The organism is Bradyrhizobium sp. STM 3562 (genome assembly GCF_045571435.1).
Taxonomy (GTDB): Bacteria; Pseudomonadota; Alphaproteobacteria; order Rhizobiales; family Xanthobacteraceae; genus Bradyrhizobium.
Map to the genome: position 1 here is coordinate 5464483 of NZ_CP120694.1, position 24806 is coordinate 5489288.

The following is a 24806-nucleotide window of genomic DNA, read 5'->3' on the forward strand; positions in this document are numbered from 1 at the left end:
TCAGCGATCTTGTCCCGGTGATTTGCTGCTTCTTCGGTCAATCGTCCCTGGGACTGGGCGCGATCCCCGATGGGGCTCGATGGAGCAACGGGCATGGCTGGGCGTGAGCTGCAGGCCGATGGAAACCTACTCCTGGCCTTCGCATTGATGATCGCTGGCGCGCTGGGCGTCGGCCTTCCCATGGCGCTCCTGATCATTTGGATCTGCGCGTAGGAGTTTTCCACGCAGCGGTCTTGGCTAACTGCGCCTCGTGGCCTCGGCCGGCGCGACAAGGCTTGCTGACCTGACCCAGCGCAGCAGCAAATAGAACGCAAGCGCGTGCGTGATCATCAGCAAGGGTACATAGATGATCGGGATCGCGTAAGTGGCGCCCAGCTCGCCCGCCAAATTCGTAAGACCGATCTGGTTGCCATGGTGATAGTCGACGATGATGTCGACCGTGCCCACGACGTTGAACGCGACCACGAACAGCCAGAACAGCGGACGTATCCTCACCGTCAGAAGCGCGAGCATGGCCAGTACCCCGGTTGCGAAGTCGCCATAAGCGGCGAAGGCGGCGAAGCTCGCAGGCAGATTGGGATCGACCACGCCCGGAACGAGGAAGACCAGCCCGAAGAAGCGGAAGCTGTGCAGCGTCGCGATGGCGCGCTGCGCCTCCAGGTGATCCATCGCGTTGAGCCGGGGCAGGACATAGGCTCCGAGGCAAAGCAGCCAGGGAACGTAGCCGAGAGCGAGATGGATATCGAAGATGGCTGCCGGCGACATTGGCTCCTCCCTCTTTTCAGGAGTTGATCGGCGCAGCCTCGAACACCGCGGTCAGGATGCCGAGGCGACCTTCGAGCAGGTTTCGTCCGAGATTGGCCGCGAGTTGCGCAAAGTCCGGCCCCATCACCACGCCAAGATTGGGCGAAGGCGGCGGCCCCGACGGGCGCATTTGCGCGATCCAGGCCTTGGCGGCCTCGGAGTCGTCTTGCCAGAAGAGCGTGCGGAAGCCGGCCGGCTCGATTGCCTGGCGCGTCGCGGCGGCTGTCAGAAGAAAACTCGTGGCGTGCGTTCGCGCCCAAGGGACGGGATAAGGTGGCTCGCCGCCGTTCGATACGACGTCGAAGGTCGCAAATCTGCCGCCAGGCTTGAGCACGCGCCTGACCTCGCGGTAGAGCCGCGCGCGGTCGGAAATATTCATCGCAACGTGCTGCAGCAGCACGACGTCGAAACGGCCCTCATCAAATGGCAACGCCAACGCGCTGGCGGCCTGGAACGACACCCGCCCGCTCTGCCCCGTGCGTTCGCTCAAATAGCGCGCCGCCTCCACAAATGGTTCGCTGAGGTCGATGCCCGTGACCCGGCAGCCGTAGGTCGCAGCCAGAAAGCGCGCCGGCCCGCCGACGCCTGAGCCGATATCCAGGACTGATGTCTCCGCGGTAATCCCGGCCAGCCCCGCGAGCTCGACGGTCGCAGCGAGCCCGCGTGTGTGAAACTGGTCGAGAGGAGCGAGCTGCTGAGGTGTCAGCCGCTGATCCTCCGGTCCAAAAACGGCAAGCGCAACCTTCAGCCGTTCGGTCAGGCCGGTCGCGCGATAATGGTCGCGCACATGATCAAGAACATCGGTCACGTCAAAATCTCCTGTGAGTTTGCGCGGGGTGTGCTCGACCGCCATCAGCGGCCACGATAGGCGGGAGCACGTTTTTCCTGCAGCGCTCGAAAATACTCTTCGTGGTCTTCGCTCTGCGCGAGTCGGCCAAGTTCGGGAAACAGCGCCGCGAAGGCTGCGTCCTGGCCGTCACTGAGCGCGCGATGGGCCGAACCAAGTGTCGCTCGAACGCCGAGCGGGGCTGCGGCTGCGATCTTACGCGCGACCTCGATTGCGCGATCGAGTTGCCGTCCAGGCGGCGTCACGTATTGAACAAGGCCGAGACGGTAGGCCTCGTCGGCCCCCCATTCATCGCCGGTCAACATGTAACGCATCGCATTGCCCCAACCTGCCTCGCGAACGAATGTGACGGTCGCGCCGCCGGCCGGGAAATGACCCCTCGTCACTTCTCCTTGAGCGAATACGGCATCGCTCGCAGCAATTCGGATATCGGCGGCGAGGAAAAGCTCGTGACCTGCTCCCTGGGTCCTGCCCTGAACGGCGACAACGAGCGGCTTCTCTCGACGCGGCGGCACCGTGCCGACCGGATTGATGAATTCGCGTGTCCCCGGATTGAAGCGACCGGCGCGTAGGACTGGTGCCCAGCTTGCTGGATCGAGGATCCCCCCTACGAAGTCGGGGCCTTGAGCATAGAGGATCCCGACGCGCAACGCGTCATCGTGATCGAGCAGATAGTATGCACGGCCGAGGCCGATGACCGTCGAAAAGTTGATGCGGTCCGACTCCTGGCGATCGATGCCGATCAGCAGAATCGAGCCATCCAGGCGGTCTAGCTTGACTATGCTAGGAGCTGCCTCAATCGTCGGAGCGGACGCGTCCGGCGGCTGGTTCTGCGCAAAGCTAGTCCGGCTGCCGGCAAGCACCGTAGCGGCTGCGCCGACAGCGAGGAAGGCTCGGCGATCAACGCGATACTGGTCGCGCATGCGATCAGGAACATCAGTCATGAGGTTCCTCCAAAGCTTCAGTGGCGGTCGCGGCTCTTGGGCTCGAGATTCCGCGTCGCCTTCGGATGGCAACTCACATAGGCCGGCTTTCCGCGAGCGACTATTCGCGATAATGTCGATGGGCTATGAAGCAGAACTTCACAGTCCGGCATGGCGCGCTTGATGGCGTGGAGGCGTTCTTGAGCGTCGCCCAGCACCGCAGCTTTCGCCGGGCGGCCACCGAACTCGGCGTGAGGCATTGGCGATCAGCCAGGCCGTGCGCGCGGTCGAGCCGCGCATTGGAGCTGCGCTCTTCACCGCACGACGCGCAGCGTCGGATTGACGGAAGCGGGCGACAGGTTTCTCTCGCGCGCGCGAAGCCGGGTTTTCGAGGAGCTCGTCGCGGCGAGCGAGGTCGCGCGTGAACCCGGACAACGGCCGCCGCGGCGTCCGCGTTGCGCCGACGATTTCCGCGAGGACCATCCCGGATCGGCGTCGCCGGCACTCAACGCGGTAGCATCAGGCAGCGGCCTTCTCGTCGTCCCAGACCTTTTCGGGCATCGGCAGGCCGGCGAAGGTCTCGGCTCCCAAAGGTTTCTCGGGCGCAATCCCCATCATTTCCAACACCATCATGAGCTGGCGCGTATGTTGTCCGGAATGCCAGGTGGTGCGCTCCAGGAACTCACGCAGGTTCTGCGTGCCATAGTAGACCTGCGCGGATTGGGTGAAGTCCTTGCGCGATCCGCTCTCGTTCCACCAGTGCTGCAGTCCCTCGAAGACCTCGTCGCCATAGGCCGTGAGCGCCGCTTTCGTGCCCTTGCCGGGCTCCGGCACGCGATTATAGGAGTCCCAGATCAGGGGAATGCCGCGCTCATGCTCCAGTAGCGCATCGGCGATATTGAAGATGTGGTAAACGAGATCGGCGTAGCTGCGCGGGCGGTTCGGCAGCAGCCTGTCGAGACTGTCGTCGGGAAGCTGCTGTAGGTAGCGCCGCGCCGCCTGCTGCACCCGGCATAGCCGCGCGAAAAGATCGGCCGGCGGCAACTCGATGAAGTGACGAAGCTCGATCCCGGCGATGCGCGCGACATCGGCAAGAACCTGGCCGTTGACCCATTCGTCACCGCGGACCACGATCGGGACCTGCTGCAACCCGAACCGCTCCAGCTCCTCAAAACCCTCCTCCAGCACGTTCACGGATACGAACGGAACGTTGTGGCGGGTCAGGAATTCCTTGGTGCGCAGGCAGCTCGTGCAGCCGGGCTGCCAGAACACTTTGATTTCAGGCGTCGTCGTCGCAGTCATCTTTGTTTACTCCCTTATCCTCGGTCTTGTAGGGCAACTTGGAGCCGAGGGCTGTTTTCCAGCACGTACCTCTCCGCTTCCAGCGCCGCCATACAGCCCATGCCGGCGGCGGTGACGGCTTGACGATATTTCGGGTCCGACACGTCGCCGCAGCTAAAAACCCAGGGGCGGCTGGTACGCGTCGACCAGGGCGCGATCCGGATGTAGCCGGCCTCGTCCATATCGAGTTGGCCACGAAACAGTGCGGATGCGGGGTCGTGTCCAATAGCGACGAAAACCCCGTCGAGCGGCAGTTCCGCCGTCTCGCCGCTCACAGTGCTCACCACCTTCGCGGCTCTGGCCCGGTTCGCTCGCGCCCCACCACCGCCGAGGATCTCGCCCACCCGGCTGTTCCAAAGAATCTTGATCTTCGGGTTGCGCATGAGCCTGTCCTGCAGGATCTTCTCGGCACGGAGCGTGTTGCGCCTGTGGATGAGGAAGACGCGCGCGGCGAGGTTGGCGAGGTGAAGGGCCTCTTCAACCGCAACGTTGCCGCCGCCCACGACGGCCACCACCTTGTCGCGGAAGAAGATTCCGTCGCAAACGGCGCAGGCCGAGACACCGCGGCCACTATATTCCTGCTCTCCGGGGATGCCGAGCCAGCGCGCCTTTGCGCCGGTGGCGACAACAAGCGTGTCGGCGATATAGATGTCGCCGAGCTCTCCACCGGCCCGCACGGGCGCCTGCCTCACATCGACGAAGGTCATCATGTCCTCGATGATCCGTACGCCGACATTCACCGCCTGCTGCCGCATCTGCTCCATCAGCCAAGGCCCCTGCACGCCGGCGGCGAAGCCGGGATAGTTCTCGACGTCGGTCGTGATCGTCAGTTGACCGCCGGACTGTGGGCCCGTCACCAGGATCGGCGCAAGATTGGCGCGCGCGGCGTAGATCGCCGCGGTGTAGCCGGCCGGACCGGAGCCGATGATCAAGACCTTGCTTCGATGGGTTTGCACGCGGACCTCGCTGATGGCTTTCGCCACGCCGCGGGTCCGCTCTTGCGATCCGCCCGGTCGAGGCTATAGCTTTGCGATCCTTATGGTCTGCGAGGCACCAAGGCGATCCCTGTTTGGGCAACGGCGCGTTCGCGAGCCAAGAAATCATCGCAGCAAATCCGCGCCGACAGGACATCGAAACTTGAATCGCAGCCTTATTCGCCGCCTCGATCTCGTATCGCTCCAACTCTTCATCGCCGTCTGCGAAGAGGGCACGCTCGCGCGCGCGGCGGAACGGGAAGCGATTGCCATCTCTGCCATCAGCAAGCGTCTGGGCGATCTTGAAGCGCATCTGAACGTCGCGCTCTTCCACCGTAAGGCCCGCGGCATGGTTCCGACGCGCGCCGGCGAAGCCCTCCTCCATCATGCTCGCAGCGTGGTGCGCAGCGTCGAAAAGCTCGGCGAGGAGCTCGACGAATTCAGCCGCGGCGTGCGCGGTTATGTCCGCATCCTCGCGAACATTTCGTCGATCGTCCAGTTCCTGCCGGAAGACATTTCGAGCTTTCTGGCGCTGCACCAGCAGATCAAGGTCGACATGCAGGAGATGCCGAGCGTCCAGGTTCTGCGCAGCATCGAGGAGCGACTGGGCGATGTCGGGGTGTGCTGCGCAACGGGTTACGAGACCAGTCTCCAGACCCTGTTTTACCGCCGCGACCATCTCATGGTCGTCGTGCGCGAGGATCATAGCCTTGCCAGCCTTGCGGAGATCACCTTCGCTGAGACGGTGGATTTCGACTGCGTCGCGCTGCATCCGTCCAGCGCGATCTTCACGCTGATCCAGCGCGAGGCCGCCCGTCTCGGCCGGTCTTTGCGATGCATGATCCATGTTCCGAGCTACGATGGCCTTTGTCGCATGATCCAGGCAGGTCTCGGCATCGGCATCGTACCGAGCGGCGCTTTCGACGTCGCTGCACGGGGGCTGGGGCTGAGAGCGATCCGGCTCACCGATTCCTGGGCCAATCGTGAGATGCATGTCGTGACGGCGAACCGGGAGGCATTGTCCCGCCCCGCTCAGCTTTTCGTCGATCATCTCGTCGGCGCAAGCCTGGGGCCGGCTACCGCCTGAGGCTTTCGCGCTTCAAGAACGCTCCGTTGCCAAGACAAAAATTGAGTCCCGCGGCGCGAGCCGGTCTTCTGGCCGCCAATAGAGGCAGCGGCCAGAGCTGCGAAGCAAACCCGGGGAGGAAACATGAGAGAGCTGGAAGCGCGCACGATGCGCAAGGTGACGTGGAGACTCGTTCCGCTTCTCGCGCTGCGTCTCCTACATCGATCGGACGAACCTCGCCTTCGCCGGCTTGACCATGAACAAGGATCTCGGCTTCTCGGCGAGCGTGTTCGGGTTTGGCGGCTCTCTCTTCTTCGCGGGCTATCTGCTGCTGCAGATCCCCGGCACGCTCGCCATCAACCGCTTTGGTGCGCGGCGCGTCATGATGGTCATGACCCTGACCTGGGGTATCGTCGCGACCGGAATGGCGTTCGTCTGGAACGAGAGCAGCTTCTATGCCATGCGCGCACTGCTGGGCGCTGCGGAATCCGCGTTCTTTCCCGGCGCGATCTTTTACATCAGCCTGTGGTTTCCCGCCGCCTATCGAACGCGGATGATGGCGTTCTTCCTCCTCGCCAACCCGCTTTCGGCGGTCATCGGCTTTCCGCTGTCGGCCGCGCTCATCCAGCTCCAGGGCGTACTGGGTCTCACCGGATGGCAGTGGGTTTTCATTGGAGAGGGGTTGCCCGCCGTCGCGCTCGCCGCACTGGCATTGAAGCATCTGACAGACGTTCCGCAAAAGGCAGACTGGCTTGCACCAGAGGAACGCCAATGGCTCATCAACACCATGGCGGCCGATATGGCATCGCGCCCGCACGGGTCAGCGCGCGGCATTAGCCGCGCCATATTCAGCCGCTCCGCGATCGCGCTGGCGGTCGGGTATTTCGGGATCATCATGGGAATCTACGGCCTCAACCTCTGGCTGCCCCAGCTCGTGCGCCAGTTCGGATTCTCCATCGCCCAGACCGGGCTCGTGGCCGCGCTTCCCTATGTCGCCGCCAGCGTCGCCATGCTTATCGCCGGGCTACGCCATCCCGGAAAGAGAACGATGGCGGAGCAAGCCGCCATCGCAGCCCTGGTGGCCTGCATTGGTCTTGTTGCCAGCGCCCTGAACCAGACGGCAGCCGTGAGCCTGATCGCACTCTCGGTGGCGGCGATGGGTCTTTACTTCGCTCTCTCGGCCTTTTGGACTATTCCGACGACGATGTTTGCGGGCACGGGGGGTGCAGCCGTCATCGGTTTCGTAAGCTCGATGGGCCATGTCGGCGGCTTTGCCGGCCCGCTCCTGATGGGTCTGTTTCGCGATCTCTACAACAGCTTCGCCTTCGGCCTCTGTGGGTTGGCATTGGGCCTGTTGATCACCGCCTGGGTCGCCTGGACCTTCCGCGGCTCCTCTGCCCGGCACCTTGTACCCACCGTAGCAGCCACCGCTCCAGCGCCGCGATCCTGACCGTCTCTGACGGGCAACGCCCTGCGCCCGCTTCCGCCGCAAGCACGGCGGGCGGCGCGCGACCGGAGCATCGAAAGCTTATGGGGTCAAATCGTGTTCGCCGGATAGCCGAGCGGCAATCCGGCGCGGGCGAGCCCGCCATGGAGCGGCTCGTTCGGCATCTCGGCACGCGCAATCGCCCGCACCGCGATCAGCTTCTCGATATCGATGCTGGTGGCAAAGCCCTTGCTCTCACAGAGGAACACCAGATCTTCGAAGACGACATTGCCGGTCGCGCCGGGCGCGAACGGGCAACCGCCGAGGCCCCCGAGCGAGCCGTCGAGAATGCGCGCGCCTTCGTCGAGCGCGGCCGCGGCATTCGCAATTCCCATGCCTCTGGTATCGTGCAGGTGAACGCAGACGGGCTTTGATCCCGCAAGCCTGACGGCGGCACGCGTCAACTCACCGACCTGCTTGGGGCCCGCATATCCGACTGTATCGGCAATGCCGATCGCATCGACGCCGGCTTCGAAGCATTTTTCGACCAGCCGCAACACCTCGTCGGGATCGACCGGCCCCGCGATCGAGCAGCCCAGCGCCATCGAAATCGCCGCACTGACGATCGGCTTATGCGCGCTCGCGTCGCGCAACTCGCACAGCCGCTTGATATTCGCGATCGCGGACTCGCGCGAACGCCTGGCATTGGCCTGGCTGTGCTCTTCAGTCGCCGACAGCACCGACCCGATCTCGGCAACGCCCGAGGCCAGCGCCTCATTGGCGCCGCGCTCGTTCAACACCAGCGCGACACCGTGCGCGCCGGCCAAGGTCCCGACCGTGCCGACGATCTCGCGAACGTCGGCAAATTGCGGAAACGTTTTTGCCGGCAGGAATGAACCGACCTCGAAGTGTCGAACTCCCGCCGCATATTCGTCGCGCACCCAGCACTGCTTGGCCGACGTCGAGGGATAAGCCTTCACGAGCTGCAGTCCGTCGCGCAGACCGACCTCACGCAAGGTAATGCGTCCTTCGGGATAGACCTCCGCAACCTGCGTCATGCCCGCCTCCCAGCGGCCTTCGTAGTCGGAATATCCGGTGCGTCCAGTTCGGCGCGGATCGCGTCCGTATCGGCACCGAGCCGAGGGACTTGCAGGCCCTCGCCGAGATTGGCGCCGTTCCATTGGACCGGCAACGCCGGCACGCGGAAAGGGGCTCCGTTGGCGTTGACATTGCTGACGAGCCCACCCGGCCGCAGCACATGCGGATCATCGAACAGATCTTCGGGGCGGTTGATGGGCGAGAAGCAGATGTTGAGCGAATCGAGCTTTGCCGAGAGTTTTTCGACGTCCCAGCGCCTGATCTCTTCCGCCACACGCGGAATGATCGTTGCGCGCGCCAGAATCCGATCCGTCGTGGTGCGCAGGCTTGGGTCCTCGAGAAACTCTTGCAATCCGAACTCCCTGCAAAAGCTCTGCCAGTGACCTTCGGTGACCACGCCGACAAAAATGCGATTGCCGCCGGCGGTCTCAAAGATGTCGTAGACCGGCCAGGCATGCTCGCGCTCCGGCATCGAGCGCGGCTTGTTGCCGGTCATCTCATATTCGACCATATGCTGGGCGACCAGGAACAGGCAATTCTCGAATAGGCCGATGCGGATGTCCGAGCCTTCCTTTCGCCCACCGCGTTTCTGGTAGAGCGCAGCCAGAATCGAGATCGCGCCGAACATTCCGCCCATGATGTCGTTGGCGGACGAGCCGACACGCTGCGGCTTGTCCCTGGTGCCGGTCATGGCGGCCAGTCCCGACATCATCTGCACGACCTCGTCCAGCGCCGGGCGATGCTCGTAGGGGCCTGAGAGAAAACCCTTGTGCCCCGCGATGATCAGGTGCGGATGGCGGCGACGCAGTTCTTCGGCACCCAGACCCTGCTTCTCAAGCTGACCGTCGCGAAAATTTTCCAGGAACACGTCGGCGGTCGCCAGCAGCCGGTGCATGGTCTCGCGATCCTCTGACTTGGCGAAGTCGAGCACGACGCTGCGCTTGCCCCGGTTGAACAGCGGGAAGAAAGATGTGCCCATGCCGCCGAGCGAGCGCGTCTTGTCGCCGACGGGCGGCTCGACCTTGATCACCTCGGCGCCCAATTGGGCCAGAACCATGCCGCAGGCGGGCCCCATGACCATGTGGGTCATCTCCACGACCCTCACCCCCTCAAGCGGCAGTCCCATTGCGGCCATCGCGCCTCTCCCTGACTTTGCGAGGGCCAAACTAGGCTTTCCGCAGCCATCTGAGAAATACAATCTGCCGAATGCTACATTCGCGGTTCTAGAACGCTTGACCGTGGCTTCGCGGCAGAGCGTCGATGCACCGCCACGCGCGAACGGTCCGTGCCGAATGGCTGGACTTGCGTCGTATCGGGATACGCATCAGTCTCGGTCGTCGTGATGCACCATGAAGGCGCCGCAACGCGCCTGCGCTAGGCGACAGCCTTGGCGAGTTGCTGAGGGGTCCAGACACCGGCGGGAAACGGCTCCGCGGGGAGGAGTTTTTCGGCGCCAGCACCGGCCAATTGGGTCAGGATCTCGCAAATATCTTCGACCGAGCGCCGCATCGAGAAGCGCGGGTAGATTTCGGCAAAGGTTGCGGCCGTCGCGGCTTGCGCGGCTGCCGGATCGGCAAGCACCGTTTCGACCGCGGCGCGAAGACTGTCAGGATCTTGAGCGAAGCTGAAGCGGGAGAGAAGCGGCAGGTGCCACCTCGAGAACTGGTTGGCATCGAAGATCGGGACCGTGCCGGCTCCGAGTGAAAAGAAGACGCGGTCGTGCATCGAGAACTCGGCGTTGGGATTGAGCGAAACCGCGCCGAGATAGGAGCCAAGGCCTGCCCGCTCCGCGTCGAACGGCAGAGGTCCGAGAAAGCGCGCCGATTTTGCCATCGTGGTTTCGGCGAGCTCGCTCCAGCCGCCGCCGACGAAATCGACGGGATAATCGGCCAGCATCGCGCCGACCTCCTGAGTTCGCTGCGCCCGGGTATAGTTGTCCAAGCGCGTGAGAAGCGCGTTGAAGATCGTGTCGCCGGGGTGAGATAGACCAGATGATCGGCTGCGATGGCGGTGAGGATTTCAGGAAAGGCGCCGCAGCTTTTGCCGCGCGCGGCTTCGATCGCCTCGAACAGAATCCTCGCCAGTTTCTCCGGCATCGTCGCCCGAAATTCCCGCTCGAGTTCGGCGGTGCTCCATCCGGATTTCGCAAAGAGGATTCGTCCGTTCCTCTTCTCCGGGGATGCCGCACTGAAAAAGCCCGGATCGGGAATGCCGATATGCGCGGCGAAGACCGGGCTCTCGAGCCGAAGAAAATCGCGATTGAAGGCGGCGTGGTCCGGGAAGACATATCCATGCACCACGTACCGGCTTTGGATGCGGTGACGGCGGACGAAGTACGAGGGGTGATCGCAATACCAGGAGAAGAACGGAATTTGCGCGGCTTCCCAGAACAGCTTGTGGTCTGAGGTGTAGAGCTCAAGGCCGATACCGGACATGCCGATTGCGACCGTCTCCGAACGGCGCGGCAACAGGGCGTTGAGACGCTGCGCGGCATCCGGCGCCCGATGTTGAGCAGTTCAACCTCATGCCCGAGACGGTCGAGCTCGGCACCGGCCATTGCCAGGATTCCGCGAACTGAATCGTAAGCCGTGGTGTTCGCGGTCGGAATGCAGATAACGGTCATGATCGACGGATCTCGGCGCTAAGACTGTCCAAGACGTCGCGAAGCGCTGCAAATCCCGGACTTTGTCGTTGAACGAGTAACCGAGTTTTCTCCGGCGCGATATTTTTGCGTTTCCTCCTGAATATTCCGCCTGAACCGCTTCCCTGCCCCGTACCACCCCGGCGGGATTGCGGGCGATCCGCCGCTCCCGGCAAAAATCAGGCTGAGCGGGGACACATGCATTTGACAGACTTCGACGTCGTCGTGGTCGGAGCCGGGTTCTACGGGGCGACGATGGCCGAGCGGGTCGCGAGCCAACTCGGATGCTCGGTCTGCGTCATCGATCGACGCCACCATGTCGGCGGCAACGCGTATTCGGAAGTGGATGCCGAAAGCGGCGTCGAAGTCCACCGTTACGGCACCCATATCTTTCACACCAATTCGGAGCTCGTCTGGAGCCATCTGCAGCGCTTTACGAGCTTCACGGACTATCGCCATCGCGTTATCACCGTTGCGCGTGGCCGCGTCTATTCGATGCCGATCAATCTGGCGACGATCTCGGCTGCCTTTGGCCGTCACATGACGCCGCAAGAGGCGAGCGCCGTGATCGCCGCGGAAGCCGGCGCCGCTGGCCAGTCGCGGGCGCTCAATCTCGAGGACAAGGCGGTCGGCTCGATCGGTCGTACGCTCTACGATCTCCTCATCCGCGGCTACACGCAAAAGCAGTGGCAGACCGATCCCAAGGACCTTTCGGCCGACATCATCAGCCGGCTGCCGGTGCGGATGACCTATAATGATCGCTATTTTTCGGACCGCTTCGAGGGAATGCCCAGCCGCGGCTATACGGCGGTCTTTCAGCAGATGCTCAAGCATCCCAAAATCGACGTTCGCCTCGGCGTCGACTTCTTTGACGTCGCCGAAAGCTTACGGCCGCGGCAGCTCGTGATCTATACCGGCCCGATCGATCGCTTCTTTGGCTATCGTTGCGGCCTTCTGGGTTGGCGCACGGTCGAGCTCGAGCGGCAGGTGCATGATGTTGCCGATTTCCAGGGCACCGCCGTGATCAATTACGCTGACGAGGAGGTGCCGTTCACCCGCATTCACGAGTTCAAGCATCTTCACCCCGAACGGGAGCATGCGCTCGCGAAGACGACCATCTACCGCGAATATTCCCGCTTTGCCGGCCGCGAGGACGAGCCCTATTACCCGATCAACACCCAGGCCGACAAAAGGATCATGGAGTCCTACAAGATCATGATGGCGGCTCATCCGAACGTCATCTTCGGCGGGCGCCTCGGATCCTATAAATACCTCGACATGCACCAGGCCATCGGTGCCGCGCTCAAGACTTTCGAGCATCAGGTCCGGCCATTTCTTGCAGGAGCCGGCATGCGCGAGCGGGTCGCTGTGAACGACTGAACAAGCGCCGGTCAGATGCTTGCGCGGAGGGGCGCCACGGCGGCAGAGCTGGCCTGCTCTGCTGCGCCGATCTTATATGTAGGAAAATGCGGGCGAGCGCTCCTAAGGCGCTCGCGCCTGGTTTGGTATCGTGATCTGGGGTCGCCTCAAGCGGCCTTGGCGGTCGGTTCCGGCTCGGACGTTTCCATCGCCCTCATATAGAGATCAAGCAGAGTCTCACGCTCGTCGCGCTCCTCCTGATCCTGCTTTCTCAGCTTGATGATTTCCTTGAGGATCTTGACATCAAAACCCTCGGCCTTGGCCTCTGAAAAGACCTCCTTTTTCTGCTCGTTCAACTCCTGCAATTCGGCATCCAAGTGCTCGATCCGCTCCACAAAAGAACGAATCCGTCCGCCGGGAAGGGTGATGTCCGACATGGTGACTCCCTGTTGAATGAGATCGGGAAAATGAGCGCAAACAAGTGACCAATGTGTTAAGCCGGAGGCTGTCGTCCCCGGGCAAGCCAACGGGTCCGCGCGAAAGCGCGGCCCGATGACAAGCTCCGCGCGAGCCGGGACCCATAACCCCAGGCTGTAGTTGTGGCGCGAGATTATGGGTTACCGATCTTCGCCAAAATCCAGCCCGGGGTTATGGCCGCCTTCGCGGGGACGACACCGAATTCGTTGAAGCGGCTGCCGCACGAACAGCAGAAATCCACATGCCATAGCCCCGCCGCGCAACCGGACGGGTGGCCGGCGCGACCTGATCAGGGTGCCGCCGACAATTTCGCTTTTCCGTTCCCCGCCTGCGGGCTGACGCTGCGGCGTGATGTTGCCGTCCCCGCCCCCATCTTGCTTGCCCCCAACATCTGTTCCTTGATCAGCGCGTATAGCGCCTCTGCCGCAGGCGACAGGGTCTCATTCTTCCGCCTGACCAGCGCAATGGAACGGTAGACGACGGGCTCGACCAGCGGCACCTCGATCAGTCCCGTCGCCACGGTCGTGGCCTTCATCGCGGCCGGCAAGATGGCCGCCCCGACATTTTCGCGCGCCAGCGCAATCGCACTTGGCGTGCTTTCCACCACAAACCTGCCGCGCGGCTTCAGCGCGGCCTTGCTCAAATGGGCTTCGACGATGCGACGGTTGCCGCTGGCGCCGCCGAGCGTAATGAGATCGATACCCTGCAGACCAGACCACGCCACCTTCTTCAGTTTTGCCACCCGGTGCGAGCGGCTGCACACCAGGACGAAGGGATCGCGCATCAGCGTCTCCTCCGTAAGATCAGGATGAGGCTCGTGCTGGATGTGAATGCCGAAATCAGCCTGGCCCTGGCGCACGGCCTCCGTCACCAGCGCGCCCGATCGCTCCAGCAGTTGAACGCGATTTTCGGGATATTTCCGGGAATAGCTGCGCAGGGCCAGCGGCAACTGCCGGAACGCGACCGATTGCAATGTCGCGACCGTGACGTCGCCAACCCCCAGCCGCGACGAGGTTCGGAGCCGATCGAGTCCATGAACGAGGTCATCGACGATCCGCCGCGCCAGCGGCAAAAAATCCTTACCCGTCGGACTTAGGGACGTCGAACGCGTCGTGCGGTCCAGCAGGCGCAGGCCCACGAACGCTTCGAGGCGCTGGATGCGCCGGGTCAGCGCGGTCTGAGTGATGAAGAGATGCTCGGCCGCGCGGTTGAAGCTGCCCAACTCGGCGACATGGACAAAGGCCTGGACGCCATCGATGGGGATTTTCATGCCTATTTCTCATGAATAATTGCCATTAATGCATTTTACGTGAAGGTCGGCCTCCTGCAAGCTTCCCGGCGACGGTCGGGCAGCAACCGGCCGCACAAAGATGCCTCACGGAGGAAACGATGACGAGCGATGCGGTCGCCGACCCGATGCCCCCGGCCGCCGCTCACGCGACGCCAATCGCGACGCCTGGTTCCAACCGGCTGCAACGCTTGATGGAAATCCGGGTCGGCATCATCCCTCTGCCGATCTATCTTCTCCTGCTCGGCTTGATCGCGGCGTTCTCGTTCATGGGCAAGATCTCCGGCGAGGTGACGGTGATGATCGCCGTGCTTGTCGTCGGCGGCTTCAGTTGCGCCGAGATCGGGCGGCGGATCCCGGTTCTGAACGCGATCGGCGGATCATCACTCCTGACGATCTTCCTGCCGTCATTTCTGGTCGCGCATCAGCTATTGCCCGCGCCGCTGGTGCAGCAGGTCACGACCTTCACCAAGGCAACCAATTTCATCTATCTCTTTATCACGGCGGTCGTCGTCGGTTCGATCCTGAGCATGAACCGGCAGGTGCTGCTGCAGGGATTCGTGAAGATCTTCGTGCCGCTCACCGCCGGCTCGCTCGCCGCGCTCGGCGTCGGCGGCATCATCGGTTGGATTTGCGGCCTCGGCTTCTGGCGCTCGATCCTCTATGTCGTGATACCGGTGATGGCCGGCGGGGTCGGCGAAGGCGCAATTCCGCTCTCGGTCGGCTATACGGAGACGCTGGGACTCGATCAGGGCGCGATGATCGGCCAGATTCTGCCGCTGGTCTTCTTCGGCAATCTGGTCGCTATCGTCTGTTGCGGCGCGCTGAACTCGCTCGGCAAAAGCCGTCCCGATCTCACCGGCAACGGCCAGCTCGAGCCGGACAGCGGCGGCACGGCGGACGACGCGCAGCATCGGACGTATTCGAGCGTCACGAATATCGATGTAGCCACCGTCGCTGCGGGCGGGATCACTGGCATCGCCATTTACGTGTTTGGTACGTTGATTTACAGGCTTGTCGGTCTGCCCGCCCCGGTCGCCATGCTGTTCCTGGTGGTGGCGGCCAAGCTGTTTCGCGCCGTCCCGGCGTCAATCGAGGAAGGCGCCCGCGTCGTGTTCCGTTTCTTCGTTATCGCCGTGACCTACCCTCTGCTGTTCTCGACTGCGGTTGCATTGACACCCTGGCACGAACTGGTCGCGGCCTTCCATCCCGCCAATCTCATCACCATCGTCGCAACCGTTGTGACCCTCACGGCAACGGGATTTTACGTCGGCCGCTGGATGAAGATGTACCCGATCGAGTCCGCGATCGTGAACGCCTGCCACAGCGGCCTCGGCGGCACCGGCGATGTGATGATCCTCACCGCGGCCGAGCGAATGGAATTGATGCCGTTCGCGCAGGTGGCGACCCGGATCGGCGGTGCTATCACCGTGACTCTCGCCATCATCGCGATGGCTCATTTCAAGGTCCTCTGAACCGACACAAGGAGGATAATATGTTGATGCGAAGCAAGCTGTTCGTCCCCGGCTCGCGGCCTGAGCTGTTCGGCAAGGCGCTCGCTTCGGCCGCGGATGCCCTGTCGGTCGATCTGGAAGATGCGGTCGCCGACAGTCAGAAAGCGCGGGCCCGTGCCGAGCTCGGCCAATTCCTGCGAGACCTGCCGGCCCCCGCGCCCAAAATCATCGTGGTCCGCGTCAACGCCCCCACGACGATTGAATTTGGCGCCGACATCGACGCGCTCGCCGGAATGCGGATCGACGTCATCAATCTCCCGATGGCGGAAGATAGGGATGATGTTGTCGACGCCATCGAGCGGATCGAACGCAGCGAAACGCTGCATTCCTCCGACAGGCAGGCCAAAATCCTGCTCAACATCGAGACTCCCAAAGGCCTGCGTCATGCCGCCGAACTTGCGAGCGCACATCCCCGGGTGGTCGGCTTGCAGATCGGCTACGCCGATCTGCTGGAGCCCTGCGGCATCGCCCGGTCGGACGGCAGCGCACTTGCCCATATCCGGCTCACGGTCCGCTTCGCCGCTGCGGAAGCAGGTGTCGCCGCCTATGATGGCGCCTTCGCGAGCGTCAAAGATATCGACGGCTACCGCGCCGAGTGCCAGGCCGCGAAACGCCACGGTTTTGCCGGCAAGAGCTGTATTCACCCCAGCCAGATTGCCGCCGCGAACGAGACGTTCATGCCTGATAGCGCTGAAATCGCCTGGGCCAGGAAGGTCGTGTCAGCGGCAGCGGAAGCCGACACACGCGGTGTGGGCGCCTATCTCGTCGACGGCCAAATGATCGACAAGCCCTTCGTCGAGCGCGCGCGTGCGATCGTCGCGCTGGTGGATCGTATTCAGGCCGGAGACCCGAGATGAGCAACCTGCACGCCCGCGACTACCAACCTGATCGTCAGGGCACGCTCGATGGCATCCGCGTTCTGGACCTCTCGCGCCTGTTCGCGGGAAACGTCCTCACTCAACTCCTCGGCGACTTCGGGGCCGAAGTGATCAAGATCGAACCGCCCGAGGGCGACACGCTGCGCGGGTGGAAGACCGAGGGCATTGAGACGCACTGGAAAATCTATGCCCGCAACAAGAAGAGCCTGTGCCTGTCCTTGCGTGATCCGCGAGCCATCGAGATCATCCGCAAACTGGTGCCATCGGCGCAGATCCTGGTCGAAAGCTTTCGGCCCGGCGTGCTGGAAAAAATGGGGCTATCGCCGGATGCGCTGCTGGCGCTCAACCCGTCGCTCGTCGTCGTTCGCATTTCTGGATGGGGCCAGGACGGTCCTTATGCCCAGCGCCCGGGTTTCGGCACCGTGATTGAAGGCGTATCGGGTTTTGCCGCGATCAACGGATTTGCCGATCGGGAGCCGGTCTTGCCGCCGATGTATCTTGCCGATGGCGTTGCCGGACTCTATGGCGCCTCCGCGGCGATGATCGCGCTACGCGAAGCGGAAATGAAAGGTCGGGGCCAGGTGATCGATCTGTCACTGCTCGATCCCCTGTTTGCAATCCTGGGCCCGCAAGCCGCCAACTACCGCCTCACCGGCAAGGTAAAGCCACGCACCGGAAGCCGCTCGACCAACTCGGCGCCCCGCAACGTCTATCGATGCAGCGACGGTCACTATGTCAGCCTATCAGGTTCAATCCAGAAGATGACCGAACGCCTGTTCCGGGCGATCGGGCGAGCGGAGCTGATCGACGATCCGCGCTTCCGGACCAATTCGGACCGCCTGCGTCATGCGGAGGAACTGGACGCCATCATCGGCGCATTCATCGGGGAGCGCACGCAACAGGAAAACGTCGCATTCTTCGAAGAAGCCGAGGTCACGATCGGCCCGATCTACGACACGCCCCAGATCATGGCCGACCCTCATGTCATCGCTCGCGAAGTGATCGCCGACTATCCGGACCCGGAGATGGGACACATCCCGATGCACCACGTTGTCCCGCGTTTTGCACAGACACCGGGCTCGATACGAACGCCGGCGCCGGCTCTTGGACAGCACAACCGCGAACTGCTCGCCGAGATCGGCATCAGCCCGGCAGCTTACGACGAGCTCAAGCTGGCAGGGGTGATCTGCGGCGGCTGACAATCGGTCCGATAGGCATCGGCCAGCCCCGAACGCAAAGACACACAAAACCGGCGCCCAATATGAAAAGGGAGGAGAAATCCGTGGCGACTCAGGAAATATCAGCCCCATCTCACCGACGAAGCTTCGTGGCGGGATCGGTCTATCTGTTCGAGCGGCTTCTCCCCGATCCGTTCGTCATTGCGATCGGCTTGACGTTCGCCGTTGCGGCCGCTGCGCTCCTGTTCGCTCCCAAGGGTGATCTCGTTACCGTCGTCACGTCCTGGTATGCGGGCCTGTTCGGCATCATCGGCTTTGCTTTCCAGATGATCATGATCCTTGTGACCGGGCATGCGGTCGCGCACGCGCCGCTGGTGCAGCGTGGACTCAAGCGGCTCGTGGCAATGCTCTCCACGCCGAACCAGGCAGTCGTCGTGACCTTTCTGATCGCCGCGGTCGCCTCCTGGCTGAACTGGGGATTTGGACTTGTCGTGGGCGCCATTCTGGCGCGGGAAGTCGCGAAGCGAATTCATCTCGATTTCGGCTGGCTCGTCGCAGCCGCCTATTCCGGATGGGTCATTTGGGCGAGCGGTCCATCGAGCTCGATCGCGCTCTCGCAGGCGACACACGGAAATGCGCTCAACATCGTCGAGAAGTTGACCGGCCAGATGCTTCCATTCGGGCAGACGGTCTTTACCACCTTTAATCTGGTGCCGACGCTGGCCGTGGTCGTCCTGGTCCCGATCGTCTTTGTGTTCCTCAAGCCCCGCGAGGATGAAATCGTGGCGTTCGTCCCCGCCGATGCGCAAGAGGCATCGTCCATCAAGCCCGCCAAATCCGCGGATTCATTCGCCGAAGCCGCCAATCGCGCGCCGATCGTGAGCCTCTTTCTCGTCTTGCTGGGCGTGAGCTATCTCGGGTTCACATGGTGGTCGAAGGGCGTCAACTTCGACGCCAATAGGGTCATCCTGATCCTGCTGATCGTCGGCGTGGCCCTCCACGGCACGCCAGTCGCCTATTCGGAAGCGATGAAGAATGCGGCGAAGCAGGCCGGCTCCATGATCCTGCAATATCCGATCTACGGCGGGATCATGGGCATCATGGACACAACGGGCCTGGCCGCGATGATTTCCAAGTTCTTCGTTGCTATCGCCACCGCACACACTTTGCCGTTCTGGACCTACTTCGCATCACTGTTCATCACCTTCCTGGTCCCAAGCGGCGGCGGCCATTGGGCCGTGCAAGGACCATTCGCGATCCCCGCCGCGGTGGAGCTCCACGCATCCATTCCAGCAACGACGATGAGCGTTGCAATGGGCGAGCAGGTCTCGAACATGATGCAGCCATTCTGGGCGCTGCCGGTCGTTGCGATGGCCGGGATCGGGATTCAGCGTGTTCTCGGCTATACCGTGATCACGTTTTTCGTTGCGGGCATCATTTATGGTGCCGCGCTGCTGTTGCTGACATGACGCAAGTACCGAATTCCAGCGGGACCGCACGTCCTCAAACCGCCGCGCCGGCGGGAGCGTGCGATTCACACTGCCACGTTCTCGACCCCCGCTTTCCGACGCCCGAACTCGAACGGCCGGCCGGGATGACCGCGGCCGACTATCGTCAGCTTCAGTTGCGGATCGGGACAAATCGTGTCGTCTTCGTGCAGGCCAAATATCATCGTACCGACCATGCCTGTCTTCTCGACGCGCTCGAGCGCTTTGGCGACAAGGCGCGGGGCATCGGCGTATGTGGTCTCGACGTCACCGATGGCGAATTGAAGCGGCTCGACGCCGCCGGCATTCGCGGACTTCGCTTCAGCGTCTGGAATCCGAAAGACACGGTCACCACGACCGACATGATCGAGCCGCTGGCCAGGCGTATCGCGGATATCGGCTGGCACGTGCAGATACATATGTCCGGCGAGCAGATCGCCGATACGGCGGCCATGCTCGGCAGACTACCTTGTCCGATCGTTTTCGACCACATGGGGCGGTTGCCACCGCAGCAAGGACCTGATCATCCCGCCTTCCGCGTCATCCTCGATCTCGTGGACAAGGGCCGGGCCTGGGTGAAGCTCGCAGGTGCCTATCTCAACACCACGCAAGGACCACCCGCCTACGCGGATGCAACCAGAACGGCGCGGGCTTTCGTGGCCAACGCGCCCGAGCGGCTCGTCTGGGGCAGCGACTGGCCTCACGTAACGGAGAAGCACAAGCCGGACGATGCAAAGCTCTTCGATCTGCTTGCGGTCTGGGCGGACGACAGCAAGGTGCGGAGCGGCATCCTGGCCGACAATGCCGCCAAGCTCTATGGATTTGAGAAGAATTAGAGTGGTCGCTGCGCTCCGCGAATTGGGAGGACGCGCGCCCAACCTCCGGCGTCATTGCGAGCGCAAGCCAAGCAATCCAGACTTTCTCCGCGGATGGAGTCTGGATTGCTTCCGCTTACGCGCAAAGGCGCTTCGGCAGGACTTCACGCCTCGCCATAGCTCGCGCAGCGAGCGACGGCGGGTCGTCGCCTTCGCTCCTCGCAATGACGGGCCAGGAGAAAGCGCTCGCCCCGGCTCCGCAAGTTGATCGGCGGACGCCGGCAAGTCGCCTCACCTCAGCCCTGAAGCTGCTTGGAGAAGTCACAAAGCGTGCGGGCAAGCTCTACTACCACGGAGGTCAAGGCGGAGGGGCGATCGTTCCGGTACATCGCCGTGTAGGGAACGGGCGGAAGCGCGGGCCTGGTCGGAACGATCATGAGCTTACCGGCCTCGATCAAGGGCCGGAAGCACAGGGGCAGATAGCTCACGCCCAGCCCCGCCACCGCGAGACCGAGCACGGCTGTCATGCTGTCGCAGGTCAGCACGCGCGGAAACACCACGCCTTCCGATTTCAGCCACTTGCTGAAATAAAGGCCAGAGCCCGACTTGGCGCCCTGCATCAAGATCGGATAATCGATGAGAAGACCGGCGCTGAAAGCTGGATCCCCCTCTTCGATGATGCGGGCGTCGCGCTCTATCCCGAGCTGATGGCCGAGCTCAATGCCGTCAAGCGCGATCGCATCGGAGGCCTGATGCTGCGACGTGATTGGGGCAACCGCGGGCCGTGGCCTACATGGCCCAAGCCGGACATGCCTGACTTCACGCACATGAGTCGCAAGGTGAAGGAAGTGATCAGGGCCGCCGGCCTGCGCGATGAACTGTCCTTCACATCCTTCCGGCATGGCGGGCTAACTGAGACCGGCGATGCCGAGCTGACCGACCGCGAGATCCTGGCACAGAGTCGGCACACCACCGTCAAGGTGCTGCCGAAGTACGTCAAGCGCACCACGAAACAGATCGCACAAGGCACGAAGAAGCGTCGTGCCGTGCGAACGAAAGACGGACATTTGTCCGAATGAGCACCAGCATGCTTGTCCGAATGGAAAACGGAGGATGTGTTAAGTGATTGAAAAGCTTGGAGCGGGTGAAGGGAATCGAACCCTCGTATTCAGCTTGGAAGGCTGCTGCTCTACCATTGAGCTACACCCGCGAGGCCACGGGATCACCTAACACGGTCGGCCTGCCCGCTTCAACCGTCCTAACGCGCTTGTTCCACGGCGGAGGCGCTTTAACGGACAGCTTTAAGAAGCGCCTTTAACACGCGGCTGGGCGTGCCTATATTGGTTGTCCCATCAACAATGAAAGGAGGTGATCCAGTGTCTTATCCTAAGCGCTGTCACCTCGCTGAGGTCGCCCGCTAGGTACGTCTAGCGCCTGGCAATGGGCGCCTCGGCGCCTGGACCAGCGAGTTGCAACAGGTGAGCGCGGCGGGAGCGATCCCGCCGCGTTTCTGTTGGCCGGGTTATTCCCTCAATTTCGCGCCCTCGTTTCGAAGCGCGCGCCTACCGGCACTGGTGCGCTGTGCGGTCTCAGGATCGTTTTGCCGCATTGTGGCGGCGAAGGTTTGTGCGATGTCAGAAATGGCAACGCTCAAACGTCCTTGAGTAAGGTCGATCCGGTCAGGAAAGGGGAAAGCGATGCTCTATGCCATTCTCGCCTATCACGTCGAAACCGAGGTGATGTCGTGGACGCCGCAAGCCGATGCAACTGTCATGATGGACCTGGCCAAGGCCCATGAGCGCATCAATCAGCAAGGCAGATTGGGGCCCGCGGCGCGACTGGGCACGACCCAAAAGGCGCGGACCTTGCGCGGGCCCGGTGTAGGCACCGTGCTGGACGGCCCCTTTGCCGAAACCAAGGAGCAATTGCTTGGCTTTTACATCGTCGAGTTCGATGACGAGGATGGTGCGATCGCGGCCGCGCGCGAGCTGAAGAAGGCCAATCCCAGCGCGGTCTACGAGATCCGCCCGATCGGGGTGTTTCTGCCCGGCCAAACCATTTCGAGGAACGAGGCACCCGAGGTGATTCGCCCCGACTAAAGCGCGGAGGTCGAATCGACATCGCCCTTCCAGCTTCTTGTTCGAGCATGATCTCGGCGCAAATGCTTGGGGTTTGCGCCAACGCGGCCCTCCGGGTCCGGCTCATGCTCTGGTTACGCTACGGTTCGATCGCCGACGAAGCGATGCGCCAGCACGCCGCCGAAGGCGAGCAGCCAGAGATATTGGGCATATTGTGGGGCAACGGTCGCCAGTAGCGTGCCCGACAGCAGCAGGAGCAGCGGAAACAGCGCGCCCGCAAGCTCTGGGCGCGCCGGTTGGCCGCGGGTCGCGATCCACCACAGCCAGGCGTTCACGGCGGCAATCGCGGTCAGATGCAGCCCATAGAGCACCGCCACCGCGCTGCTCGCGCCATAATTGCCGTAGAGGCCGTTGCTGACCGGCAGGAGAATAATCAGGAGCAAAAAGCCCAAATTAATGAGGACCACCGCACGGCCGGCATGGGGCTGCCGGGCAAGCCTGCGCTGATGGCTGACCCAGAACACCCCGGCAATGACAAAGCTGAGCACCAGCGCGATCAGCCGTGGCGCATAGAGGTGGTAGAGCTCGGCCCAGCCCGGCGCATGGCCAAACTCCGTGGCCCGCGGCAGGTCATAGGCAAGCAGGGTCATGGCAACACCGAAAATGGTGTTGCTCAGGGATTCCAGCCGCCGCATTTCGAACTGTTCGGGGCTGGGTTTATCCATGGCGGTGATGCCTGGTCTAAGTCCGTCTTCGCTTTCGCTCGGCTTAAGCTACGCCGGACTCGCTTCGCCCTCACGGGCTAGGCGCGGCCGCGCCACCCGTAGCCCGCCTCCACCCTTTTCGGCGTGGCAGCCTTCGCGCTCAGTCGGCTTGCCAAGCCGCAGCTCGCGAAGCGAGCGAAGGCTGGTGGGGGAGGAAGGACTCGAACCTTCGAAGCCATGAGGCGGCTGATTTACAGTCAGCTCCCTTTGCCACTCGGGACACTCCCCCGCTCGATGGCCTCGCAACCCGCGAGGCCGCTTTCCAAGCGGCGACGGACCGGGACCATGGAGGGTGAAGACCGCGCCGCCCAATGACGGCGAACAGTCGGCCGCGTTTATGGGGACGGGGCGCGGCAAAGTCAACCAAGGCCGCCGGCGAATTTGGTACCGATTGGGGCCAAATTGCCATTGTCCGGAACCCGTGACACAAGGCGCGCAGGATGAGTGGGAGCCCATGACCGATCGCGACCGAAAGCCGCCGTTCCGGCGCGGCGGAAGACCATTCGACAAAAGCCGGTCCGGCGGCCGGCCGGCCTGGCGCGCTCGCGAGGGCGCGGGCGATGGCCCGGTCATCCTCTACGGCTGGCATACGGTGACGATGGCGCTCGCGAACCCACAGCGCCGCATCCGCAAGCTCTTGCTCACCGAGAACGCCGCGCGGCGGCTGAGTGAGGACAATATCGAGACCCTTGTGGCGCCGGAAATCGTGCGGCCCAACGAGATCGACCGCCTCTTGAGCGCCGATGCCGTGCATCAGGGGCTCTATGCCGAGGCCGATCCCCTGCCCTCGCCGGATCTGTCGACACTCGCCCCGGAAGGCCTTGTGCTGGTCCTGGACCAGATCACCGATCCGCACAATGTCGGCGCCATCCTGCGCTCGGCGGCAGCGTTCGCGGTGAAGGCGATCGTGACCACCGCGCGTCACAGCCCGGAGGCGACCGGGGTGCTGGCGAAAGCGGCCTCCGGCGCGCTCGAGCTGGTGCCGCAGGTCACGGTGCAAAACCTGGCGCGGGCGCTGACTGCGCTGAACGAACGCGGCTTCCTGACGGTCGGGCTCGACAGCGAAGGCAGCGAGGATCTCTCCACCATCGAGCTGCGCGAGCCGCTGGCGCTGGTGCTGGGCGCCGAGGGCAAGGGCCTGCGGCAATTGACGCTGGAGACCTGCCGCGCGGTGGCGCGTCTCGACCTGCCCGGCGAGATCAAGAGCCTCAACGTCTCCAACGCCGCGGTGCTCGCGCTCTATATCGGCACAAGCCGGCTTGGGCTGATGAAATGAGAGCGCCCGTCCGCGGGCTGCGAACGGGCGCTGAGATTCAGGCTGGAGCTCTTACAGCTCAGTAGTAACGGCGCAGCACACGGCGGCCATGGTAGTACGGGCCGTAGTGGTAGCCATAGTGACGCGGCGCGTAGCTGTGGTGGTAGCGATGGTGCCAGCGATAGCCGTAGCCATAGACGGGATAGGCATCTTCCTCGTAGGCCGGATAGGGCGCGAAGGCGCCGGGGCCGGTGTAGGTGGGGCCCTGGTTCACGTAGTAATATTGCGTGGTCGGTGCGGCGAGGCGCTCATAGGCCCAGCCGCCGCAGGTGCCGCATCCCGTGTAGCCATAACCGTAGCCGTAGCCATAGCTGTAGCTCGGCACATAGGCCGGCGCGCAAGGAGCGACATAGGCTCCACCACAAGGTGAGCAGCCGCCGAAGCCGCACGCGTTCGCCGTCGCGGCGCCCGCGGTCATCACGGCCGCAGCCGCAATCATTCCTGTTAAAATCTGACGCATTACTCTCTCCTGTTAAGCCTGTTTTTGTTGGCTTTTAGAATTCGGTGCGGACGTTTCTTGATTTTTGGCGGCT

General features: G+C 63.0%; 25 protein-coding genes, 2 tRNA genes and 1 pseudogene. 13 read left to right on the forward strand and 15 right to left on the reverse strand.

The genetic code is table 11. The features are described from left to right. Nucleotides 1–237: 237 nt before the first annotated feature. Genes P6U23_RS25440 through P6U23_RS25450 form a run of 3 tightly spaced genes read right to left on the reverse strand, consistent with a single transcriptional unit; the run spans nucleotide 238 to nucleotide 2595 of the window. Entirely contained in the window at nucleotides 238–765 is a 528-nt protein-coding gene (locus tag P6U23_RS25440; protein WP_407175267.1) for a hypothetical protein, read from the reverse strand. A 16-nt stretch (nucleotides 766–781) separates the two neighbouring features. Continuing rightward, nucleotides 782–1612 carry a class I SAM-dependent methyltransferase gene (locus tag P6U23_RS25445; RefSeq protein ID WP_407175268.1) on the reverse strand — a complete coding sequence of 277 codons (831 nt, stop codon included), beginning with the start codon at nucleotides 1610–1612 and terminating at the stop codon, nucleotides 782–784. Between the two features lie 44 nt (nucleotides 1613–1656). Then, nucleotides 1657–2595 (reverse strand): crotonase/enoyl-CoA hydratase family protein, encoded by a 939-nt coding sequence (locus P6U23_RS25450; protein ID WP_407175269.1) that lies wholly within the window; start codon nucleotides 2593–2595, stop codon nucleotides 1657–1659. A gap of 125 nt (nucleotides 2596–2720) precedes the next feature. On the opposite strand from P6U23_RS25450, the pseudogene P6U23_RS25455 reads away from it, so the two are divergent. Then, nucleotides 2721–3015, forward strand: a pseudogene (locus P6U23_RS25455) (LysR family transcriptional regulator); the annotation flags it as partial. A 78-nt stretch (nucleotides 3016–3093) separates the two neighbouring features. Here P6U23_RS25455 and P6U23_RS25460 read toward each other — a convergent pair. Together P6U23_RS25460 and trxB are read right to left on the reverse strand one after the other, a co-directional pair. After that, nucleotides 3094–3876: a glutaredoxin domain-containing protein gene (locus tag P6U23_RS25460; RefSeq protein WP_407175270.1), complete on the reverse strand. Its 783-nt coding sequence runs from the start codon at nucleotides 3874–3876 to the stop codon at nucleotides 3094–3096. Nucleotides 3877–3890: 14 nt separating this feature from the next. Continuing rightward, nucleotides 3891–4871, reverse strand: a complete 981-nt coding sequence (gene trxB, locus P6U23_RS25465) for a thioredoxin-disulfide reductase (protein WP_407181572.1) — start codon at nucleotides 4869–4871, stop codon at nucleotides 3891–3893. Nucleotides 4872–5052: 181 nt separating this feature from the next. Between trxB and P6U23_RS25470 the strand changes: the two genes are divergently transcribed. Together P6U23_RS25470 and P6U23_RS25475 are read left to right on the forward strand one after the other, a co-directional pair. Further along, complete coding sequence (locus tag P6U23_RS25470; RefSeq protein WP_407175271.1) at nucleotides 5053–5976, forward strand: LysR family transcriptional regulator; 924 nt, start codon at nucleotides 5053–5055, stop codon at nucleotides 5974–5976. Between the two features lie 235 nt (nucleotides 5977–6211). Then, nucleotides 6212–7405: an MFS transporter gene (locus P6U23_RS25475; RefSeq protein WP_407175272.1), complete on the forward strand. Its 1194-nt coding sequence runs from the start codon at nucleotides 6212–6214 to the stop codon at nucleotides 7403–7405. An 86-nt stretch (nucleotides 7406–7491) separates the two neighbouring features. On the opposite strand, the gene P6U23_RS25480 is transcribed toward P6U23_RS25475, so the two are convergent. From P6U23_RS25480 to P6U23_RS25490, 3 genes are all read right to left on the reverse strand, one after another. Then, complete coding sequence (locus P6U23_RS25480; protein ID WP_407175273.1) at nucleotides 7492–8439, reverse strand: hydroxymethylglutaryl-CoA lyase; 948 nt, start codon at nucleotides 8437–8439, stop codon at nucleotides 7492–7494. Next, nucleotides 8436–9614, reverse strand: coding sequence for a CaiB/BaiF CoA transferase family protein (locus P6U23_RS25485; protein WP_407175274.1), 1179 nt, complete (start codon nucleotides 9612–9614; stop codon nucleotides 8436–8438). Before P6U23_RS25485 ends, P6U23_RS25480 begins: the two co-directional genes overlap by 4 nt. Before the next feature lie 239 nt (nucleotides 9615–9853). Then, nucleotides 9854–10375 (reverse strand): glycosyltransferase, encoded by a 522-nt coding sequence (locus tag P6U23_RS25490; RefSeq protein WP_407175275.1) that lies wholly within the window; start codon nucleotides 10373–10375, stop codon nucleotides 9854–9856. Between the two features lie 95 nt (nucleotides 10376–10470). Here P6U23_RS25490 and P6U23_RS25495 point away from each other — a divergent pair, with 95 nt between their 5' ends. Continuing rightward, nucleotides 10471–10884: a hypothetical protein gene (locus P6U23_RS25495; RefSeq protein WP_407175276.1), complete on the forward strand. Its 414-nt coding sequence runs from the start codon at nucleotides 10471–10473 to the stop codon at nucleotides 10882–10884. Between the two features lie 434 nt (nucleotides 10885–11318). Next, a complete protein-coding gene (glf, locus tag P6U23_RS25500; protein WP_407175277.1) occupies nucleotides 11319–12500 on the forward strand; it encodes a UDP-galactopyranose mutase in 1182 nt (393 codons plus the stop codon). A 146-nt stretch (nucleotides 12501–12646) separates the two neighbouring features. On the opposite strand, the gene P6U23_RS25505 is transcribed toward glf, so the two are convergent. Both P6U23_RS25505 and P6U23_RS25510 read right to left on the reverse strand, forming a co-directional pair. Beyond that, a complete protein-coding gene (locus P6U23_RS25505; protein WP_407175278.1) occupies nucleotides 12647–12916 on the reverse strand; it encodes a DUF2312 domain-containing protein in 270 nt (89 codons plus the stop codon). 329 nt (nucleotides 12917–13245) lie between these two features. Then, on the reverse strand, nucleotides 13246–14226 hold the full coding sequence (locus P6U23_RS25510) for a LysR substrate-binding domain-containing protein (RefSeq protein WP_407175279.1): 981 nt from the start codon (nucleotides 14224–14226) through the stop codon (nucleotides 13246–13248). Nucleotides 14227–14345: 119 nt separating this feature from the next. On the opposite strand from P6U23_RS25510, the gene P6U23_RS25515 reads away from it, so the two are divergent. From P6U23_RS25515 to P6U23_RS25535, 5 genes are all read left to right on the forward strand, one after another. Then, entirely contained in the window at nucleotides 14346–15719 is a 1374-nt protein-coding gene (locus tag P6U23_RS25515; protein ID WP_407175280.1) for a 2-hydroxycarboxylate transporter family protein, read from the forward strand. Nucleotides 15720–15739: 20 nt separating this feature from the next. Next, nucleotides 15740–16615 carry an HpcH/HpaI aldolase/citrate lyase family protein gene (locus tag P6U23_RS25520; protein ID WP_407175281.1) on the forward strand — a complete coding sequence of 292 codons (876 nt, stop codon included), beginning with the start codon at nucleotides 15740–15742 and terminating at the stop codon, nucleotides 16613–16615. Further along, nucleotides 16612–17835 carry a CaiB/BaiF CoA transferase family protein gene (locus P6U23_RS25525; RefSeq protein WP_407175282.1) on the forward strand — a complete coding sequence of 408 codons (1224 nt, stop codon included), beginning with the start codon at nucleotides 16612–16614 and terminating at the stop codon, nucleotides 17833–17835. The genes P6U23_RS25520 and P6U23_RS25525 overlap by 4 nt, the downstream gene beginning before the upstream one ends. 83 nt (nucleotides 17836–17918) lie before the next feature. Then, a complete protein-coding gene (locus P6U23_RS25530; RefSeq protein ID WP_407175283.1) occupies nucleotides 17919–19283 on the forward strand; it encodes a short-chain fatty acid transporter in 1365 nt (454 codons plus the stop codon). Further along, nucleotides 19280–20137 (forward strand): amidohydrolase family protein, encoded by an 858-nt coding sequence (locus P6U23_RS25535; protein WP_407175284.1) that lies wholly within the window; start codon nucleotides 19280–19282, stop codon nucleotides 20135–20137. The genes P6U23_RS25530 and P6U23_RS25535 overlap by 4 nt, the downstream gene beginning before the upstream one ends. A 275-nt stretch (nucleotides 20138–20412) precedes the next feature. On the opposite strand, the gene P6U23_RS25540 is transcribed toward P6U23_RS25535, so the two are convergent. Beyond that, nucleotides 20413–20943 (reverse strand): substrate-binding domain-containing protein, encoded by a 531-nt coding sequence (locus P6U23_RS25540; RefSeq protein WP_407175285.1) that lies wholly within the window; start codon nucleotides 20941–20943, stop codon nucleotides 20413–20415. Between P6U23_RS25540 and P6U23_RS25545 the strand changes: the two genes are divergently transcribed. Then, nucleotides 20926–21195, forward strand: a complete 270-nt coding sequence (locus P6U23_RS25545) for a hypothetical protein (protein WP_407175286.1) — start codon at nucleotides 20926–20928, stop codon at nucleotides 21193–21195. The two genes, P6U23_RS25540 and P6U23_RS25545, sit on opposite strands and share 18 nt — an antisense overlap. A 57-nt stretch (nucleotides 21196–21252) precedes the next feature. Here P6U23_RS25545 and P6U23_RS25550 read toward each other — a convergent pair. Beyond that, nucleotides 21253–21326, reverse strand: a tRNA-Gly gene (locus P6U23_RS25550). 487 nt (nucleotides 21327–21813) lie between these two features. On the opposite strand from P6U23_RS25550, the gene P6U23_RS25555 reads away from it, so the two are divergent. Next, a complete protein-coding gene (locus P6U23_RS25555) occupies nucleotides 21814–22215 on the forward strand; it encodes a YciI family protein (RefSeq protein WP_407175287.1) in 402 nt (133 codons plus the stop codon). Nucleotides 22216–22328: 113 nt separating this feature from the next. On the opposite strand, the gene P6U23_RS25560 is transcribed toward P6U23_RS25555, so the two are convergent. Together P6U23_RS25560 and P6U23_RS25565 are read right to left on the reverse strand one after the other, a co-directional pair. After that, entirely contained in the window at nucleotides 22329–22919 is a 591-nt protein-coding gene (locus tag P6U23_RS25560; RefSeq protein WP_407175288.1) for a TMEM175 family protein, read from the reverse strand. A gap of 182 nt (nucleotides 22920–23101) precedes the next feature. After that, nucleotides 23102–23187, reverse strand: a tRNA-Tyr gene (locus P6U23_RS25565). Between the two features lie 225 nt (nucleotides 23188–23412). On the opposite strand from P6U23_RS25565, the gene P6U23_RS25570 reads away from it, so the two are divergent. Then, nucleotides 23413–24234: a TrmH family RNA methyltransferase gene (locus P6U23_RS25570; RefSeq protein WP_407175289.1), complete on the forward strand. Its 822-nt coding sequence runs from the start codon at nucleotides 23413–23415 to the stop codon at nucleotides 24232–24234. A gap of 58 nt (nucleotides 24235–24292) precedes the next feature. On the opposite strand, the gene P6U23_RS25575 is transcribed toward P6U23_RS25570, so the two are convergent. Further along, nucleotides 24293–24733 (reverse strand): hypothetical protein, encoded by a 441-nt coding sequence (locus P6U23_RS25575; protein ID WP_407175290.1) that lies wholly within the window; start codon nucleotides 24731–24733, stop codon nucleotides 24293–24295. Nucleotides 24734–24806 lie beyond the last annotated feature (73 nt).